Below are 16534 nucleotides of genomic sequence, written 5' to 3'. Positions count from 1 at the left end.
GGTATCTCCAGATTTAGAGCGCTTCAGCGCCCGAGATGATTTCAATAAGCTCGTTGGTGATGACAGCCTGACGCGACCGGTTGTATTGGATGGTCAGTTTGTCGATCATTTCGCCTGCGTTGCGGGTCGCGTTGTCCATTGCGGACATCCGTGCACCCTGCTCGGAGGCGGCGTTTTCCAACAAGGCCGCGAAGATTTGTGTCGCCACGCCACGGGGCAGCAGGTCGGCCAAGATGGCTTCTTCGCTGGGCTCGTAGTCATAAAGCGTGTTGTCTTCGCCCGCACCGGCATCCTCAAACGCGGCAGGGATAATCTGCTGCGCCGTTGGAATTTGGCTGATGACGGACTGGAAACGGGCGTAGAAAATCGTAGCCACGTCGAATTCTTCGTCGTCGAAACGAGAAAGAATGCCGCGTGCGATGTCCTGTGCGTTGCCGTATCCAAGGCGCTTCACTTCCGACAGGTCCACATGGCCAATGTACAGATTGCCAAAGTCACGCTTGAGGGTCTCACGACCCTTTTTGCCGACTGTGAGAATCTTGACCGTTTTACCAGCAGCCAACAATTCGTTGGCGCGGGCGCGGGCCATTTTGGCGATGTTGCCGTTGAAGCCACCACACAATCCACGCTCTGAGGTCATGACGACCAGCAGTTGCACTTGGTCGGAACCAGTGCCCACCAGAAGCTTGGGACCCGAGTCTGAACCACTCACACCAGCCGCCAGCCCCGCCATTACGGCGTTGAAGCGGTCAGTGTAGGGACGTGCGGCCTCAGCAGCATCCTGTGCCCGCCGCAATTTTGCGGCGGCCACCATTTGCATGGCTTTCGTGATCTTCCGAGTGCTTTTGACACTCTCGATCCGATTTTTGAGGTCCTTAAGGTTGGGCATGATGCTCTACCTTAAGCGAACGTCGCGGCGAAGGCGTCAAGAACACCCTTCAGGCGGTCGGCTGCATCACCCTTGATTTTAGGATCGTCGTTGGTGATCCAATCGAGGACGTCCTGATGCTTGTTGCGCAGGAAGGACAGCATTTCACGCTCAAACCGGCCAACTTCGCTGACGTCGATTTTGTCGAGGTAGCCGTTTGTGCCAGCAAAGATCGAGCAGACGATCTCAGCGTTGGTCAATGGCGCGTACTGAGCCTGCTTCATCAGCTCGGTCAGACGGGCACCACGGGCCAGCAGCTGCTGGGTTGCGGCGTCAAGGTCGGAACCAAACTGCGCGAATGCAGCCATCTCACGGTACTGAGCCAGCGACAGTTTCACCGGACCCGCAACCGAGGACATCGCCTTGGTTTGAGCCGACGAACCCACGCGGGACACCGACAGACCGGTGTTCACAGCGGGACGGATACCTTGGTAGAACAGTTCGGTTTCGAGGAAGATCTGACCGTCAGTGATCGAAATCACGTTGGTTGGAATAAACGCCGAAACGTCGCCGCCCTGAGTTTCGATGACTGGCAGAGCTGTCAGCGAGCCCGAGCCATAGTCTTCGTTCAGTTTAGCCGAACGCTCCAGAAGCCGGGAGTGAAGGTAGAACACGTCACCAGGGTATGCTTCACGCCCGGGTGGACGACGGAGCAGAAGGGACATCTGACGGTAGGACACAGCTTGCTTCGAGAGATCATCATAGATGATCAGCGCGTGGCGGCCGTTGTCGCGGAAGTATTCCGCCATGGCAGTCGCTGCGTAGGGTGCGAGGAACTGCATCGGCGCTGGGTCGGATGCGGTTGCAGCCACAACGATCGAGTATTCAATCGCGCCGGACTCTTCGAGCTTTTTCACCAGCTGAGCAACAGTGGAGCGCTTTTGGCCCACAGCCACGTAGATGCAGTAGAGCTTCTTGCTCTCGTCATCGCCAGCGGCTTCGTTGTAGGATTTCTGGTTCAGGATCGCGTCCAGTGCCACAGCCGTTTTACCGGTCTGACGGTCACCAATGATCAGCTCACGCTGGCCACGGCCAACGGGGATCATCGCATCAATAGCCTTGAGGCCAGTCGCCATCGGCTCGTGCACGGATTTACGTGGGATAATGCCGGGCGCTTTCACGTCAGCAACACGACGCTCGGTCGACACGATCGGACCTTTGCCGTCGAGGGGGTTACCCAGACCATCAACAACGCGACCCAGCAGGCCGTCACCAGCGGGAACGTCCACGATGGAGTTCGTACGCTTAACAGTGTCGCCTTCTTTGATGTCACGGTCGGAACCGAAGATCACGACACCGACGTTGTCGGTTTCGAGGTTCAGCGCCATCCCACGGATACCACCGGGGAATTCGACCATCTCACCGGCCTGTACGTTATCAAGGCCATGCACACGGGCAATACCGTCACCGACGGAAAGCACGCGGCCCACTTCGGCCACTTCGGCCTCCTGGCCAAAGTTTTTGATCTGGTCCTTGAGGATCGCAGAGATTTCGGCTGCTTGGATACCCATTTATCCGACCTCTTTCATGGTGTTTTGGAGTGCGTTCAGACGCGCTTTGATCGATGTATCGATCATCTGCGAGCCCACTTTAACAACGAGACCGCCGATGAGGCTTTCATCAACGGTCAAGTTCAGGTTCACATCCTTGCCGATGGACGCTTTCAGCGTTTTGGCAAGTTCTGTTTGTTGTGCCTTGGTCAGCGCCTTGGCAGAGGCGACTTCGGCAGTTGTCTCGCCTTTGTGCTCGGCGATCATGGCGCGCAGCGCGGCCATGAGTTGCGGCACCACAAAGAGGCGACGCTTGGAGGCCATCAGCGCGAGGCTGTTAGCCATGACCGAGGTCAATCCCATTTTTTGTGCAACGGCCGTGATGGCCGCACCCTGTTCGTCCCGCGTGTACACGGGAGACGAGATCAGGTCGCGCAGATCAGCAGAGTCCGCAAGGGCCCCCGCAAGTGCGCTCACGTCGGATTCGAGTTTTGGCAGGGATTTGCCCTCAATCGCGAGGTCAAAGATAGCCGAGGCATAGCGCTTGGCGATGCCCATGGAGATCGAAGCTGGTTCGGACACGTCCACCCTTTCGATAGCTAGGCCAAACGGAACATCAGCGACCCGCTCGGCACGATCAGAAGCTGCGGTTCAATGCGGCTCCCACTTAAAATCGTGCACGCTCTAGCAAAGCATTTCTGCAACTGCAATGGCGTGCTCTGAGGCGACTTACAGAGGCGCCACCGCGCAGTCAAAGAGGATTCTCAACCAAATGGTAAAGTGCGACCTTTTGCGTTAGCTTTTTTGCGACCAACTGGCACAAAAGCAGGTGGGCTCCGCTACAGGTTGCGTCGACACCCGTTGCGGTACGTTTGGCAGGCACCTGCACTCAGTGGGCTTTGGGGTTAATTGCGGCCGACGGGCTTTACGCCAGGCATCGCGGGCTCCAGCACGCGCAAAGGCCGCCTGACACGCTCCGCCAAGCGGGGCCGTTTAGGGGCGTAGACCTGTTTGGACACCTCCAACATGATGACACCACCGGCGCGCAAATCCGGCATCCGCGCGCCCATACGCTCCACCACATCGGACGTCCGCATCCAAAACTTCGCCTCACTAGGGGGCGCAAACAACGCGGACACATGACGCTCAGGCACGAAACCCGCCTGTTTGACCTGCATTTCCAACTGGCTCAGCGAATATGGACGGCCAAACCCAAAAGGCGTCGCATCGCGGCGGGCCCAGAGGCCGGAGCGATTGGGCACCACAAAGATCGCCTTGCCACCGGGGCCAAGCACACGGTCACATTCCGCCAGCACGGCGGAGGGATGCTCAGATGTCTCTAACCCGTGCAACAACACGAGCCGATCAACCGACCCAGTTTCCACCGGCCACAGGGTTTCTTCGCACAGAACGGCCACGTTTTGCATGCCCGCAGGCCAAGGCATGACGCCTTGCGGCCCCGGCATCAGGCCAAACACACGCCGCGCGTCGGCCAGATAGGGCCTCAAAAGTGGAACCGCGAATCCAAACCCCGCCACGGTTTGTCCCGTCGCACGCGGCCACAGCCCCAGCAGGCGGTCACGGATCGCCTTTTGCGCCACCCGTCCCAGCCGGGTCCTGTAATAGAAGTGTCGCAGATCGAGCACGTCGAGATGCATTTCGTTTTCCCTTGCAATGCAGCCAAAGCGCTTAAATCATGCGGCAGTTATAACAAAAGTGAGCCAGCACATGCCGCTAAAGGTCATCACCGTCCCTTGTCTGAGCGACAATTACGCATTTCTTATGAAAGATGAAGCCTCGGGGCGCGTCGGCGTGGTGGATGTGCCAGAGGCTGGCCCGATCCAAGCCGCGCTTACGGATGCTGGTTGGACGCTGACAGATGTGTTTTTCACCCACCACCACCATGACCACATCGGCGGCCTTCCTGCGCTTGGAGCTGAGGGTGTGCGCATTTGGGGCTCGGCCGCTGATCAAGACCGCCTGCCGCCGCTGACGGACCCTGTATCACCCGGCGATACGATTCTCTTTGGTGAGAGTGCCGCGCAAGTTTGGGATGTGTCCGGGCACACGATCAACCACCTCGCGTTTGTCTTTGACGGCTACGTCTTCACGGGTGACAGCCTGATGGCACTGGGCTGCGGGCGTCTGTTTGAAGGCACTCCCGCGCAAATGCACGCCAGCCTCAAACAGTTCGACAGCCTCTCTGACGAAACATTGGTATGTTCGGGCCACGAATACACCGCCGCCAATGGCCGCTTTGCCAAAACAATCGAACCGAACAACGTGGCCCTCGCGCAACGGTTGCAATCTGTCGCACAAGCGCGCGCGGCCAATCAGCCTACCGTGCCCTCACGTTTGGGTGAGGAGCGCGCCACCAACCCGTTCCTGCGATGCCACATTGACGCCGTAAAGGCGGGCGTAAACCTGCCCAATAGCACCGATGTGGCGACATTTGCGGCCGTTCGCGCATCAAAAGACGCGTTTTAACGCCTCAAACACGGTTTGCACGTTTTTTTAACTTTCCCGAGGTATTCATCCGCTCACAGGAAATTTCCTACGTTTTATAAATAAATAAGCAGAAAATGCTTGAAGAGAGCGGTCTGACAACCAAAACTTAATACTAAGGGCTCAAAGTCCGGCGAGGGGCGCGCACCGCCCCGCCGACCCATACGAAAGGAGCACTCCGTGCCTTCGTTCTCAAATACGCTCGAGCAAGCCATTCACGCAGCATTGGCCCAAGCCAACGCACGCCGCCATGAACTGGCCACACTAGAACACCTTCTTCTGGCCCTGCTGGAAGAGCCAGACGCGACAAAGGTCATGAAGGCCTGCGGCGTCGATCTGGATGCGCTTCGCGTCACGCTAGAAGAGTTCATCGAAGATGAGCTTTCGACCCTCGTGACCGAAGTGGATGGATCAGAGGCTGTGCCCACCGCAGCCTTCCAGCGCGTGATCCAGCGCGCGGCGATCCACGTGCAATCCTCCGGCCGGACAGAAGTCACTGGCGCAAACGTACTGGTCGCGATCTTTGCAGAGCGCGAGTCCAACGCCGCCTACTTCCTGCAAGAGCAGGACATGACCCGCTACGATGCGGTGAACTTCATTGCGCACGGCGTGGCAAAAGACCCCAACTTTGGCGAAGCGCGCCCCGTGCAGGGATCGGACTTCGAAGATGACGCCTCGGTAGAGCCACAGGATAACGGACCGAACCCAGGTGAAAACAAAGAATCCGCCCTCGCGAAATACTGCGTGGACCTGAACAAAAAGGCTACCAAGGGCGACGTCGATCCCCTTATCGGTCGCGACAGCGAGGTTGAGCGGTGTATCCAAGTGCTCTGCCGCCGCCGCAAGAATAACCCTCTTTTGGTCGGAGATCCCGGCGTTGGCAAAACCGCCATTGCCGAGGGTTTGGCCTACAAGATCATCTCGGGGCAGACCCCCGAAGTGCTGTCGGGTGCCACGATCTACTCGCTCGATATGGGGGCGCTGCTGGCTGGCACCCGTTACCGCGGCGACTTTGAGGAACGCCTCAAGGCAGTGATGACCGAGATGGAGGACCACCCTGACGCGGTGCTCTTTATCGACGAAATCCACACCGTGATCGGCGCTGGCGCTACCTCTGGCGGTGCCATGGACGCGTCGAACCTGCTGAAGCCCGCCCTTCAGGGTGGCAAACTACGTTGCATGGGCTCAACAACTTACAAAGAATTCCGTCAGCATTTTGAAAAGGACCGCGCACTCAGCCGTCGGTTCCAGAAAATTGACGTGAATGAGCCTTCCGTCGAAGATGCGGTGAAAATCCTCAAAGGTTTGAAGCCGTATTTCGAGGATCACCACGCGATCAAATATACCTCTGAGGCGATCAAGACCGCAGTGGAGCTATCCGCGCGCTACATCAATGACCGTAAGCTGCCCGATAAAGCCATTGATGTGATCGATGAAGCGGGTGCGGCTCAGCATCTTGTAGCGTCAACCAAACGACGCAAGACCATCGGTGCCAAAGAGATCGAGGCTGTTGTCGCTAAAATTGCGCGCATCCCGCCCAAGAACGTCTCCAAAGACGATGCAGAGGTCCTGCGCGACCTTGAGGCATCGCTCAAGCGGGTCGTGTTTGGGCAAGACCCTGCGATTGATGCCCTGTCCTCCGCGATCAAGCTGGCCCGCGCAGGCCTGCGGGAACCAGAAAAGCCCATTGGCAACTATCTCTTCGCGGGTCCAACCGGCGTCGGGAAAACCGAAGTTGCCAAGCAGCTTGCCGATACGCTGGGCGTTGAGATGCTGCGCTTTGACATGTCTGAGTACATGGAAAAGCACGCGGTTTCACGGCTCATCGGCGCGCCTCCTGGCTATGTCGGGTTTGACCAAGGCGGCATGCTGACAGACGGGGTGGACCAGCATCCACACTGTGTTCTCCTACTCGATGAGATGGAGAAGGCGCACCCTGACGTCTACAACATCCTTCTGCAGGTGATGGACCACGGCAAACTGACGGACCACAACGGGCGCACCGTTGATTTCCGTAACGTGATCTTGATCATGACCTCCAACGCGGGTGCGGCTGAACAAGCCAAAGAGGCCATCGGTTTTGGACGTGATCGCCGCACAGGTGAGGATCAAGCCGCGATTGAGCGGACATTCACGCCTGAGTTCCGCAATCGCCTTGATGCTGTGATTTCGTTCGCGCCGCTCGGCCGCGAAGTGATCCTGCAAGTGGTCGAAAAGTTTGTGCTTCAACTAGAGGCACAACTGATGGACCGTGGCGTCAGCATCGAACTGACACGTGCCGCAGCTGAGTGGGTCGCCGAAGAAGGCTATGACGACAAAATGGGTGCACGTCCTCTGGGTCGTGTCATTCAAGAGCACATTAAAAAACCGCTCGCTGAGGAACTGCTGTTTGGCAAACTCGCCAAGGGCGGCGTTGTGCAAGTGGGCGTCAAGGATGGTAAACTGGATTTGCGGACTTTTGAGCCTGGTGCACTGTCCTTGAAGCCGAAGAAAAAGCCACCACTCCTGACGGCAGATTGATAACCGCTCGTTGAATTTACCAAGATATACCGCCGCGCCATACTAGGTGCGGCGGTTTTCTTTTGCCCAACACGCTAACGGGCACGTCGCGCGCAGCTATTTCTCAGTAAATTTCAATTCAATTCGACGGTTCTGCGCCCGTGCCAATGCGGTATCCGCGGTATTAATGGGCTGGTATTCACCAAATCCATTAGCTGACAAACGCTCCGGCGGCAGGCCCAGTTGGTTTACCATATACAATACAACTGACAGAGCCCGCGCTTGGCTCAGCTCCCAGTTATTTGCGAAGGGCGCGCCAGCACTAAGCGGCACGTTGTCGGTGTGACCATCCACCTGCAACACCCAATCGATACCTACGGGAATATCGCCTGCAATCCCTTGCAATAGCTCCGCGACCTTTGCGATCTCATCCCGTCCAGCCGATGACAATAAATCCGACCCCGGCGCAAAAAGAACCTCAGACGAAAAAACAAACCGGTCACCCACAATCTGAACGCCGTCCTGGCCCTCCAGTAAATCCCGCAATTGCCCAAAAAACTCAGAGCGAAAACGTTCCAAATCCTGCGCTTCCGCCTCGAGCCGTAACCGCTCCGCTTCTTCAAGATCGGCGCGGCGCCGCTGTTCGGCAGCAACCTGTGCCAACGCTGCGTTCAAATCGGACCCGAGGCTTTCTAGCTGAACCTGCGCGGCCTCATCCCGCGCGCGCGCCTCATCCAATATCGACTGAAGGGCGCCGAGCTGGCTTCGCAAAGCACTGACTTGTTGGTTCAAAAGTGCCGCCTCCCGCTGAGCTTCCAACGCCTCTGCCTCTGTTTGAGTCAGCGCGGCATCCCTCTCCAGCAAACGACGCTGGGCCTCCGCCAACAACACCGCCTGCGCATCGGCCGCACTCAAGACCTGGCGGCTTGTTTGCTCCGTCGCCAGCTTTTCGGCTAGGGCAGCTGCCAATTGCGCACGCAGCTCTGCCGCCTGTTGCGCCGCGTCCGCTTGCGATTGCTCAGCATCGGAAAAGCGATCTAATGCCCGCTCCAATTGCGCCCGTAGATCATTTTCTTGATCAATAGCCTCCGCCCGCAGCGCCTCTTGATCCAACAATGCAGCTGCCAGTTGCGCCGATAAATCTTCTTGAGCTCCCTCTGACGCAGCCAGCAAAGTTAGTGTCTCTTCAGCCGCTTGGCGCTGTTCTTCGAGCGCGAGGGTCATAGCGGTTAATTCCGCGTCAGCATCCCGTAGTCGAGCCCGCAATGCCTCGGCGGCAGCCGCCTCCGCCAAGCGTGCGGCTTCCTCATCGCTTAGGGCGTCCTCAATTTCAGCAAGGTTCGCGGCGTTAGTGTTCGCTTCCGCCCGAAGATCGGCCACCAATGCCTCTAATGCTTCACGCCGAGCCGCGTCCAAGCGGGCAGCTTCCGCCTGCGCATCCACCTCGGACCGAACCTGCGCCAACGCCAATTGCAACGCCTCACGCTCATCTATCACGCGCGCCACCTCAGCCTCTGAGGTTTCCAACGCGCCAGATAACTGTTCCCGCTCCGCCAAAAGCCCGGCAACCTGCGCCTCAAAACTCGCAATTTGCGTCGACAATTCCTGTGCTTCGCCCTGCAAAACTAAGATCGCCTCGGCCTGTGCCGCCGTCATCGCGTTGGCCGCCGAAAGGGTGACTGCAAGTTCGCTGGCCTGCTCTTCCAACTCAAACGCACGCTTCTGTTCCAACCCCAGCGCCCGCGCGAGCGAGGCGACTTGCGTCCCTAGCGCATCCAATTCTGTGTCCTGATCCGCGATGCGTTGCGACAGAATGAACTGCACGATCATAAAGATCGACAAAACAAACATCAGCACCAACAAAAGTGCGGTCATCGCGTCCACGAAACCCGGCCACACGTTGGCGGTAAATCGTTGTCCGTTGCGCCGGTGAAACGCCATGCTCTACTCGGGCCGAGTGTCCGGCGTCTGCGCCGACGTTGCGATGCGGTTCAATTGGCGGATCGCACGGGTGAGCGAGCCGATATCACCGCGCAAATCATCCATAGAAGCCGGTCGCCCTGATGCCATCTCTTCGAAAATCTTCAGCAATTGCACGTCGATCGACCGAATGCGCATGCGACTTTCGGCATCCAAGCCGCCCTCACCACCGCCGGAACCCTGCAAAACCGCAACGATATTGTCCTGCCCTTCGGCGACCCGTTCCAGCGCACGGGCGTTGGCCCCTCCGCTTTCAACGGCTGATGACATCGTGGAAACCGCCGCCGCCAAAGCCGCAAGACGGTCTTCGGTCGCGGAACGACCCGCCTCCGCCCGCTGGAACATCTCCTGCAGGCTCTCCATCTGGTAATTCATGTGATCCAGAACCGCCGCAAGCGAGTACTGATCAATCGTTTCTTCACCATCTTGGCCGACAAACCCAACGCGTGTGATCGTGCTGAGCCAATCCTCCATTTCACGGTAGAAGCGGTTTTGCCCGTGTCCCGCAAACAGTTCCAACAGGCCAACCACGAGGGACCCCGCCAGCCCCAAAAGCGAGGATGCAAACGCCGTCCCCATACCCGCCAACTGATCCTCAAGCCCGCCAATCAACCGCGTAAAGACCGCCACGCCGCCCTCATCTTCGCTGGGGTTGAGCGATCGGATGGTGTCAACCACGGCGGGAACCGTCGTAGCCAAGCCATAGAACGTGCCCAAAAGGCCCAAGAAAATCAGCATGTTCACGATGAACCGCGTGATGTCCCGGGCCTCTTCCATGCGCGCGCCGACGGAGTCGAGAATGGACCGTGCCGAGCTTGGGGCCATCTGCGTCCGAGCTCCCCGTTCGCGCAACAGCCCCGAGAGGGGCAGCAGCAGCGAGGGCGCCTTGGTCAGGTCATGCCCCGCTCGCTGAATGGCAAATCCCTCGATCCACGCGACAGATGAAAACAGCTGAAACACTTGGGCAAAACACGCCATCACCCCGATAAAGAACACAAAGATAATTGTGCCATTCAACCACGGGCTAGCCGAAAAAATAGGCGCCATCGCAGGATAGGCCATGTACACGCCTGCCCCGGTAGCCGCCAAAATGACAAGCATTTGAACGATCTGCCGGATCGGTTGAGAGAACTGCGTTCGCGCTTTTTTCATGTCCGGTCTCATCCCGGTATCCCCTTTAGGCCTGTGGTGGGGCGCATCGCGGAAACCCTACCCGCGCAAGCCCAGACTGCCAATGGGGAAAGGTTAACCGCCGGTCAGCGCCTTCACCCGGTCATACAGCCAATCCAGATCGGCATCCGGCAGACCCAAATCGTTAATATGTTTAGCTGTATTGAAAAGGTATTCCGTGTTCGGACCGCGCCCGCCGACCGCACTCGCAATAACTTGCGCCTGTCGCTCAAGGGTCAGGTCACCACAATACTGAACGTGGTCACGATTAATTACGTAGCATACGGCCGACACGCGGCGCCCGTCACGCAGGGTGATGTCGTGCCATTCCTCTAAGTACGCGGATGAGACCAATTCACGTTCGCGCAAGTACTCCAACGCGGCCTCAGGTTCGGCCGCGCGAAAGGCGACGCCATCACAAAACGTCTCGGCGGCGTCTAGCGCGAGGACCAGGCCCGGATCCTCTTGAGTACCGCGGTGGTGAATGGACCACATGCAAAATGAGCGGTGGAACCCTTCTAGCCGCGCGATCTCTTGCTCAGAAACCGCAAACCCCGGGTCCCAAATCAGCGAGCCGTAGCCAAATACCCAAAGTGTGTCCATCGCTCCGGCTCCCTTGCATCTGTCGGCGACATAACGACAGTAGGCTCATAAGAAAAGGGGGCGACATGAAACGCTTAGGATGGTTAGTCTTGGTCTGCGCGGTTGTATGGAGCGGCTGGTGGTATACGAATGCCGTTGCGATCGACCGAGTGCTGAGCGCGTGGTTAGACGACCGCCGCGCCGAAGGGTGGGCGGCCGACGCTCAAAACCTAAACACAACAGGCTTTCCAATGGAGCTGGCCACAACACTTGAAGGCCTGCGCCTTGCGGACCCTGCGACGGGTGTCGCGTGGCAAGCTCCGTCTGTCACCCTGACCCGCCCCACCTTTGGCCCCACCGATATTACCGTCAGCCTGCCGCCTGAGCACACACTATCAAGTCCCTTCGTTAACCTGACGATCAGCAGCCAAACCAGCACCGCGCGCCTGTCTGTGGCGCCGACGCCCAACCTAACGGTTTGGGACAGTCAGATTGCGCTTGAGGATTTTGCGATCACCTCATCCCAAGGCTGGACCAGCCGCATTGACGGTGCAGAAATCTCAACCACCCAAGGCGCAGAGCCTATGTCTCACGTGATCCGCGCCACCCTGACGGCGGTCTCTCCCGGCGGCCCGATCCTGCAACTGCTTGATCCTGCAAACCTGCTGCCGGACAGCATGCAATCCATGCACATCGACGCAACCGCGACCTTTGACAAAGCGTGGGACATCACAGCACTAGAGGATCGGCGCCCCCAGCCTCGCGCCATCGACCTACAAACCGTTGATATGCAGTGGGGCGAAATCGAGGTGCGGATCGCCGGTGCCCTGACCGTTGACGCGAATGGCGTGCCCGAGGGCGACATCGCTGTTCAGATCGTCAAGTGGGAAGCGCTTTTGGAGCTGCTGCAATCCAATGGCGTCCTGCCCCAGCAGATCAACGCCTTTGCGCTACGCGCGGTGGAAAGCTTGGCGCAAGCCAGCGGTCGCGCGGATACGCTCGATGCAACATTAACGCTGGCGGGCGGCTTTATCCGATTTGGGCTGATCCCCTTGGGTCCAGCGCCACGGCTGGTGATCCGCTAGCCACATGGCCCAAAGGTCAACTGCCTAGGACGAAGATTTGGGGCGGCGTCCAAAGTCCGGTGCATCGGTGTCTTGGCCCGCTTCAATAATACCGCGCCTGATCTCCCGCGTGCGGGTGAAAAAGCTGTGCAAATGCTCTCCATCACCTGTGCGAATGGCACGCTGCAGGGCAAAAAGCTCTTCGGTGAAACGACCCAAAATTTCGAGCGTCGCATCCTTGTTGGACAAAAAGACATCGCGCCACATCGTCGGGTCACTCGCCGCAATCCGGGTGAAATCCCGAAAACCAGCGGCAGAATATTTGATAACTTCGCTGTCGGTCACGCGGCGTAGATCATCCGCAACCCCAACCATCGTGTAGGCGATCAGGTGCGGCGCATGCGACGTCACCGCAAGCACCAGATCGTGGTGGTTGGCGTCCATGCTTTCGACAAAGGACCCCATGCCCTCCCACAACGCGCGCAACTTCGCCTCGGCCTCGGGGTCGCCACCTTCGAGCGGGGTCAGCAGCGTCCAACGGGAATCAAACAGCTCAGGGAAGCCCGCGCGCGGGCCGGAATGTTCAGTCCCCGCAATCGGGTGGCCCGGCACAAAATGAACACCTTCGGGCAGATGCGGGCCGACCGCGTCAATCACCGCTTGCTTAACCGACCCGACGTCCGTGACCGTGGCCCCCGGCGCAAGGTGCGGGCCGATTTCCGCGGCAACCGCTGCCATCGCACCCACGGGCACGCACAAAACCACCAGATCGGCGCCGGCAACAGCCTCGGCAACTGTGTCGACGATACGGTCGCACAGCCCAATTTCGCGCGCGGTGTCTCGCGTCTGCGCAGAGCGCGCGGTGCCGACGGTTTCGCCCGCAAGGCCACCGCGACGGATCGCCAACGACATAGACCCCGCGATCAGGCCCAGCCCGATCAATGCAACGCGTTGATAAATCATGCCTGTGTGTCCCGGAAACTGCGCAACGCGGCAAGCGTGCGGGCCACGCCCGGCTCATCCCCGACGGTGATCCGTAGGGCTGCGGGCAATCCATAGCTGGACACGCGCCGCACCAGAATGCCCAAGCCGCGCAGGTGCGCATCCGCCGCCGCCGCCTCATCACCATCGGCAAAACGCGCGAGCACGAAGTTCGCCTCTGATCTATCCGAAGGCAGGTTCAATGCATCCAGCCCCGCGACCAGCTTCGCCCGCAAGCGCGTGTTCTCAGACTTGCACCAATCTTGATACTCAGTGTCCAGAATGGCAGCCTCAGCCGCCGCAAGACCAACATGGCTCAGGTTGAACGGCCCCCGAATACGGTTGAGCGTGTCGATCACCTCTTGGGCGCCGTAGCCCCATCCCACGCGCAGCCCGCCCAGTCCGTGCAGTTTTGAAAACGTCCGGGTCATAAAGACATTCGGCATCTCTGTGGCCAGCGCCGCACCACCGTCGTAGTCCTCCACGAACTCTGCATAAGCACCGTCAATGACCAACATGCAGCCATCCGGTAGGCCACGCGCAAGGCGACGCAGGTCGTTACCGCCGATCATCGTGCCCGTCGGGTTGTTCGGGTTCGCGATAAACACGAGGCGGGTTTTCTCGCTTACGCCCGCAAGGATCGCATCGACATCAGCGGTGCGGTTTGTCTCTTTTACGACGACGGGTGTAGCACCGGCCGCGCGCGCGCTGATCGCATACATCGCAAAGCCGTGTTCGGTGTGGACTACCTCATCACCCGGCCCAGCAAAGGCTTGGCACAGAAACGCGATAATCTCATCACTGCCCGCCCCACAAATGATGCGCCCGGGATCAAGATCATAGGTTGCTCCAATCGCGGCGCGCAGGCTGGCGTGGTCCGTGTTGGGATACACGTGCAGTTTGGTTGCAGCCTGCTGCGCGGCGGCCAATGCCTTGGGCGAGGCTCCAAACGGGTTCTCATTCGAGCTGAGCTTGATTACATCCGTGACGCCCTCCACATGGGATGCGCCGCCGACGTAAAGGTCGATGTCCATAATTCCGGGCTGCGGCTGGGGCGCTTGGGGCATTGTCGATATCCCTTGGAGATGAGGTTATTGCGGGTTTAGCGAGCCGCGCGGGCCTTGGAAAGGGCACGCAGCTCAATAGAAGCTTTGCGGGTCGATATCGATCGAAAGACGCAATGAGGGTGGCAATTTCAACGCACCCACCCACTGCGACAGAGCCGACTGAAGCGGCGTGCCCTTGGCGGCCTTTACCAATAGCCGCACCCGGTGCCGTCCCCGGATCCGTGAGATCGGCGCAGGTGCGGGCCCGTAAACCGCAGCACCCAGCGCATGCAGCGGCCCCGCATTGCGCGCCAAAGCCGTGCCCACGTCAAACGCCACCTGCGGATCGGGGTCCGAGATCACGACCCCCGCCATACGACCGAAGGGCGGCATTCCGGCCTCCCGGCGCTCTGCGGCTTCAGCGCCCCAAAACGCCTCTTCGTCGCCGGTCAGGATTGCGCGGATTACGGGATGCTCTGGCTGAAACGTTTGCAACAAGGCAGTGCCGCGCCGCGACGACCGCCCAGCGCGACCAGCAACCTGCCGCATCAGCTGAAACGTCCGCTCCGCCGCGCGCAGGTCTGATCCTTGCAGGCCCAAATCCGCGTCAATCACCCCCACAAGCGTGAGCAAAGGAAAGTTGTGCCCTTTGGCCACCAACTGCGTACCAATGATCAAATCCGCACCACCGCTGGCGATGTCTTCGATCTGCGCCTTCAGCGCACGGGCGGAACTGAACAAGTCCGAGCTAAGCACCGCGAGACGCGCATCGGGAAACAACTCAGCGGCTTCTTCTGCCATACGCTCAACACCCGGACCAACCGGGGCCAGCCGATCCTCAGCCTCGCAAGAGGGGCAAGCTGTGGGGATTGGTGTGCTTTCCCCGCACTGGTGGCACATCAGCCGCTTGAGAAACCGGTGCTCAACCATCCGCGCATCGCACTGAGTGCAGGCCACTTGCTGCCCGCAGGCACGGCACAATGTGACCGGTGCGTACCCCCGGCGGTTGAGAAAAATCAGCGCCTGTTCACCCGCATCAAGCCGGGCTTGAATTGCGCTTTGCAGCGTGGGCGACACCCAGCGCCCACCGGGCAAATCCTCACTGCGCATATCAATCGCGCGCATTTCGGGCATGACGGCATCCCCAAACCGGGACGTCAGATCGAGCCGCGTGTATTTGCCAGCCTCCGCGTTCGCCCAGCTTTCGAGCGAGGGCGTGGCCGAAGCCAGCACCACCTGCGCACTACAGAGCGACGCCCGCAGAACCGCCATATCGCGGGCGTTATAAAGGACCCCGTCCTCTTGCTTGTAGGACGTGTCGTGTTCTTCATCGACGACGATCAGCCCCAAATCCCGAAATGGCAGGAACAGCGCGGACCGCGCCCCTACGACAAATTGCGCCCCCCCCTCGCCCACCATCCGCCAACAGCGGCGGCGTTCGGTCATCGTCACGCCTGAGTGCCACTCAGCCGGCTTGGCCCCGAATCGTTCTTCAACCCGGGTGAGGAATTCAGCCGTCAGCGCGATCTCAGGCAGAAGCACCAGCGCCTGTCGCCCTTGAGCAAGGCAGGCGGCGACAGCCTCTAGGTACACTTCGGTTTTGCCAGACCCCGTCACCCCCTTTAGCAGGGTCGTGCCATAGGTTCCGGACCGAGCTGCGACGGCCAGCGCCTCTGCGGCTTTGGCCTGATCCGGGGCCAACGCCTTACTGGGCAAGCTTGGGTCAAGCGGGACATAGGCCGCGTCGCGTGGGGTGTCTTCTTCGCGCACGGCGCCTTGTTTCACGAGGCCTTTGATAACCGAAGATGTGACACCAGCGTGTTCCGCCAATTCGCTCAGAGTGAACGACAGCCCCCCAAATTCCTCAAGAACTGCCAAAACCTTTTCCCGTGGGGCAGTCATCCGATCCGGAGTGCGGTCACCAAGGCGGTAGACCTTTTGCATAGACACCGGGTTGCTGAGGCCCGGCACGCGCGTGGCCAGCCGCAACATCGCGGGAAGCGAAGTCAACGTGTAGGTCGCCGCCTTTTCGATGAACGCGCGCAATTCGGCGCGCATGGGTGCGGCCTCTAGCACACGGATCGCGGAGCGGACCTTGGCGATATCCCAATCCCCACGCCCCGGCCCCCAAACCACGCCCAGCACTTTGCGCGGCCCCAAGGGGACCTCAATGAACGCGCCGAGCCAGCAGCCGCCCTCTGGGGCTTTGTAGTCCAACACACGGTCTAGCGGCTGGGTCGTCAGCACGCCGATCAGCGTACCGGCAGGAAAAAAGTCAGGCGAGTCCAT

13 protein-coding genes are annotated in these 16534 nt (G+C 59.5%); 3 read left to right on the top strand and 10 right to left on the bottom strand.

The features are described from left to right. Positions 1-13 precede the first annotated feature (13 nt). The 4 genes from PM04_RS13730 to PM04_RS13715 all read right to left on the bottom strand — a co-directional run bounded on the left by PM04_RS13730 (position 14) and on the right by PM04_RS13715 (position 4076). Complete coding sequence (locus PM04_RS13730) at positions 14-889, bottom strand: F0F1 ATP synthase subunit gamma (protein WP_038007866.1); 876 nt, start codon at positions 887-889, stop codon at positions 14-16. 11 nt (positions 890-900) lie between these two features. Further along, positions 901-2439, bottom strand: a complete 1539-nt coding sequence (atpA, locus tag PM04_RS13725) for a F0F1 ATP synthase subunit alpha (RefSeq protein ID WP_038007865.1) — start codon at positions 2437-2439, stop codon at positions 901-903. Further along, a complete protein-coding gene (locus PM04_RS13720; protein ID WP_038007861.1) occupies positions 2440-3000 on the bottom strand; it encodes a F0F1 ATP synthase subunit delta in 561 nt (186 codons plus the stop codon). 323 nt (positions 3001-3323) lie between these two features. After that, on the bottom strand, positions 3324-4076 hold the full coding sequence (locus tag PM04_RS13715; protein ID WP_038007860.1) for a class I SAM-dependent methyltransferase: 753 nt from the start codon (positions 4074-4076) through the stop codon (positions 3324-3326). 70 nt (positions 4077-4146) lie between these two features. Between PM04_RS13715 and gloB the strand changes: the two genes are divergently transcribed. Next, positions 4147-4905 carry a hydroxyacylglutathione hydrolase gene (gene gloB, locus PM04_RS13710; protein WP_038007858.1) on the top strand — a complete coding sequence of 253 codons (759 nt, stop codon included), beginning with the start codon at positions 4147-4149 and terminating at the stop codon, positions 4903-4905. 198 nt (positions 4906-5103) lie between these two features. Next, positions 5104-7443 (top strand): ATP-dependent Clp protease ATP-binding subunit ClpA, encoded by a 2340-nt coding sequence (gene clpA, locus PM04_RS13705; RefSeq protein ID WP_038007855.1) that lies wholly within the window; start codon positions 5104-5106, stop codon positions 7441-7443. Positions 7444-7539: 96 nt separating this feature from the next. On the opposite strand, the gene PM04_RS13700 is transcribed toward clpA, so the two are convergent. From PM04_RS13700 to PM04_RS13690, 3 genes are all read right to left on the bottom strand, one after another. Further along, positions 7540-9363: a peptidoglycan -binding protein gene (locus PM04_RS13700; protein WP_038007853.1), complete on the bottom strand. Its 1824-nt coding sequence runs from the start codon at positions 9361-9363 to the stop codon at positions 7540-7542. Between the two features lie 3 nt (positions 9364-9366). Then, positions 9367-10554, bottom strand: a complete 1188-nt coding sequence (locus PM04_RS13695) for a biopolymer transporter ExbB (RefSeq protein ID WP_234702839.1) — start codon at positions 10552-10554, stop codon at positions 9367-9369. A gap of 93 nt (positions 10555-10647) precedes the next feature. Then, positions 10648-11175 carry a gamma-glutamylcyclotransferase gene (locus PM04_RS13690; protein WP_038007849.1) on the bottom strand — a complete coding sequence of 176 codons (528 nt, stop codon included), beginning with the start codon at positions 11173-11175 and terminating at the stop codon, positions 10648-10650. A 65-nt stretch (positions 11176-11240) separates the two neighbouring features. Between PM04_RS13690 and PM04_RS17435 the strand changes: the two genes are divergently transcribed. Further along, a complete protein-coding gene (locus PM04_RS17435) occupies positions 11241-12239 on the top strand; it encodes a DUF2125 domain-containing protein (RefSeq protein ID WP_052068323.1) in 999 nt (332 codons plus the stop codon). A gap of 24 nt (positions 12240-12263) precedes the next feature. Here the strand turns inward: PM04_RS17435 and PM04_RS13680 are convergent, their stop codons facing one another. From PM04_RS13680 to PM04_RS13670, 3 genes are all read right to left on the bottom strand, one after another. After that, positions 12264-13181: a prephenate/arogenate dehydrogenase family protein gene (locus tag PM04_RS13680; protein WP_038007847.1), complete on the bottom strand. Its 918-nt coding sequence runs from the start codon at positions 13179-13181 to the stop codon at positions 12264-12266. Further along, positions 13178-14266, bottom strand: a complete 1089-nt coding sequence (gene hisC / locus PM04_RS13675) for a histidinol-phosphate transaminase (RefSeq protein ID WP_038007846.1) — start codon at positions 14264-14266, stop codon at positions 13178-13180. The genes PM04_RS13680 and hisC overlap by 4 nt, the downstream gene beginning before the upstream one ends. A gap of 72 nt (positions 14267-14338) precedes the next feature. After that, positions 14339-16534, bottom strand: coding sequence for a primosomal protein N' (locus tag PM04_RS13670; protein WP_038007844.1), 2196 nt, complete (start codon positions 16532-16534; stop codon positions 14339-14341).

Source organism: Thalassobacter sp. 16PALIMAR09 (genome assembly GCF_000765485.1).
Taxonomy (GTDB): domain Bacteria; phylum Pseudomonadota; class Alphaproteobacteria; order Rhodobacterales; family Rhodobacteraceae; genus Thalassobacter; species Thalassobacter stenotrophicus.
This window is presented reverse-complemented; position numbering and strand designations above follow the sequence as displayed.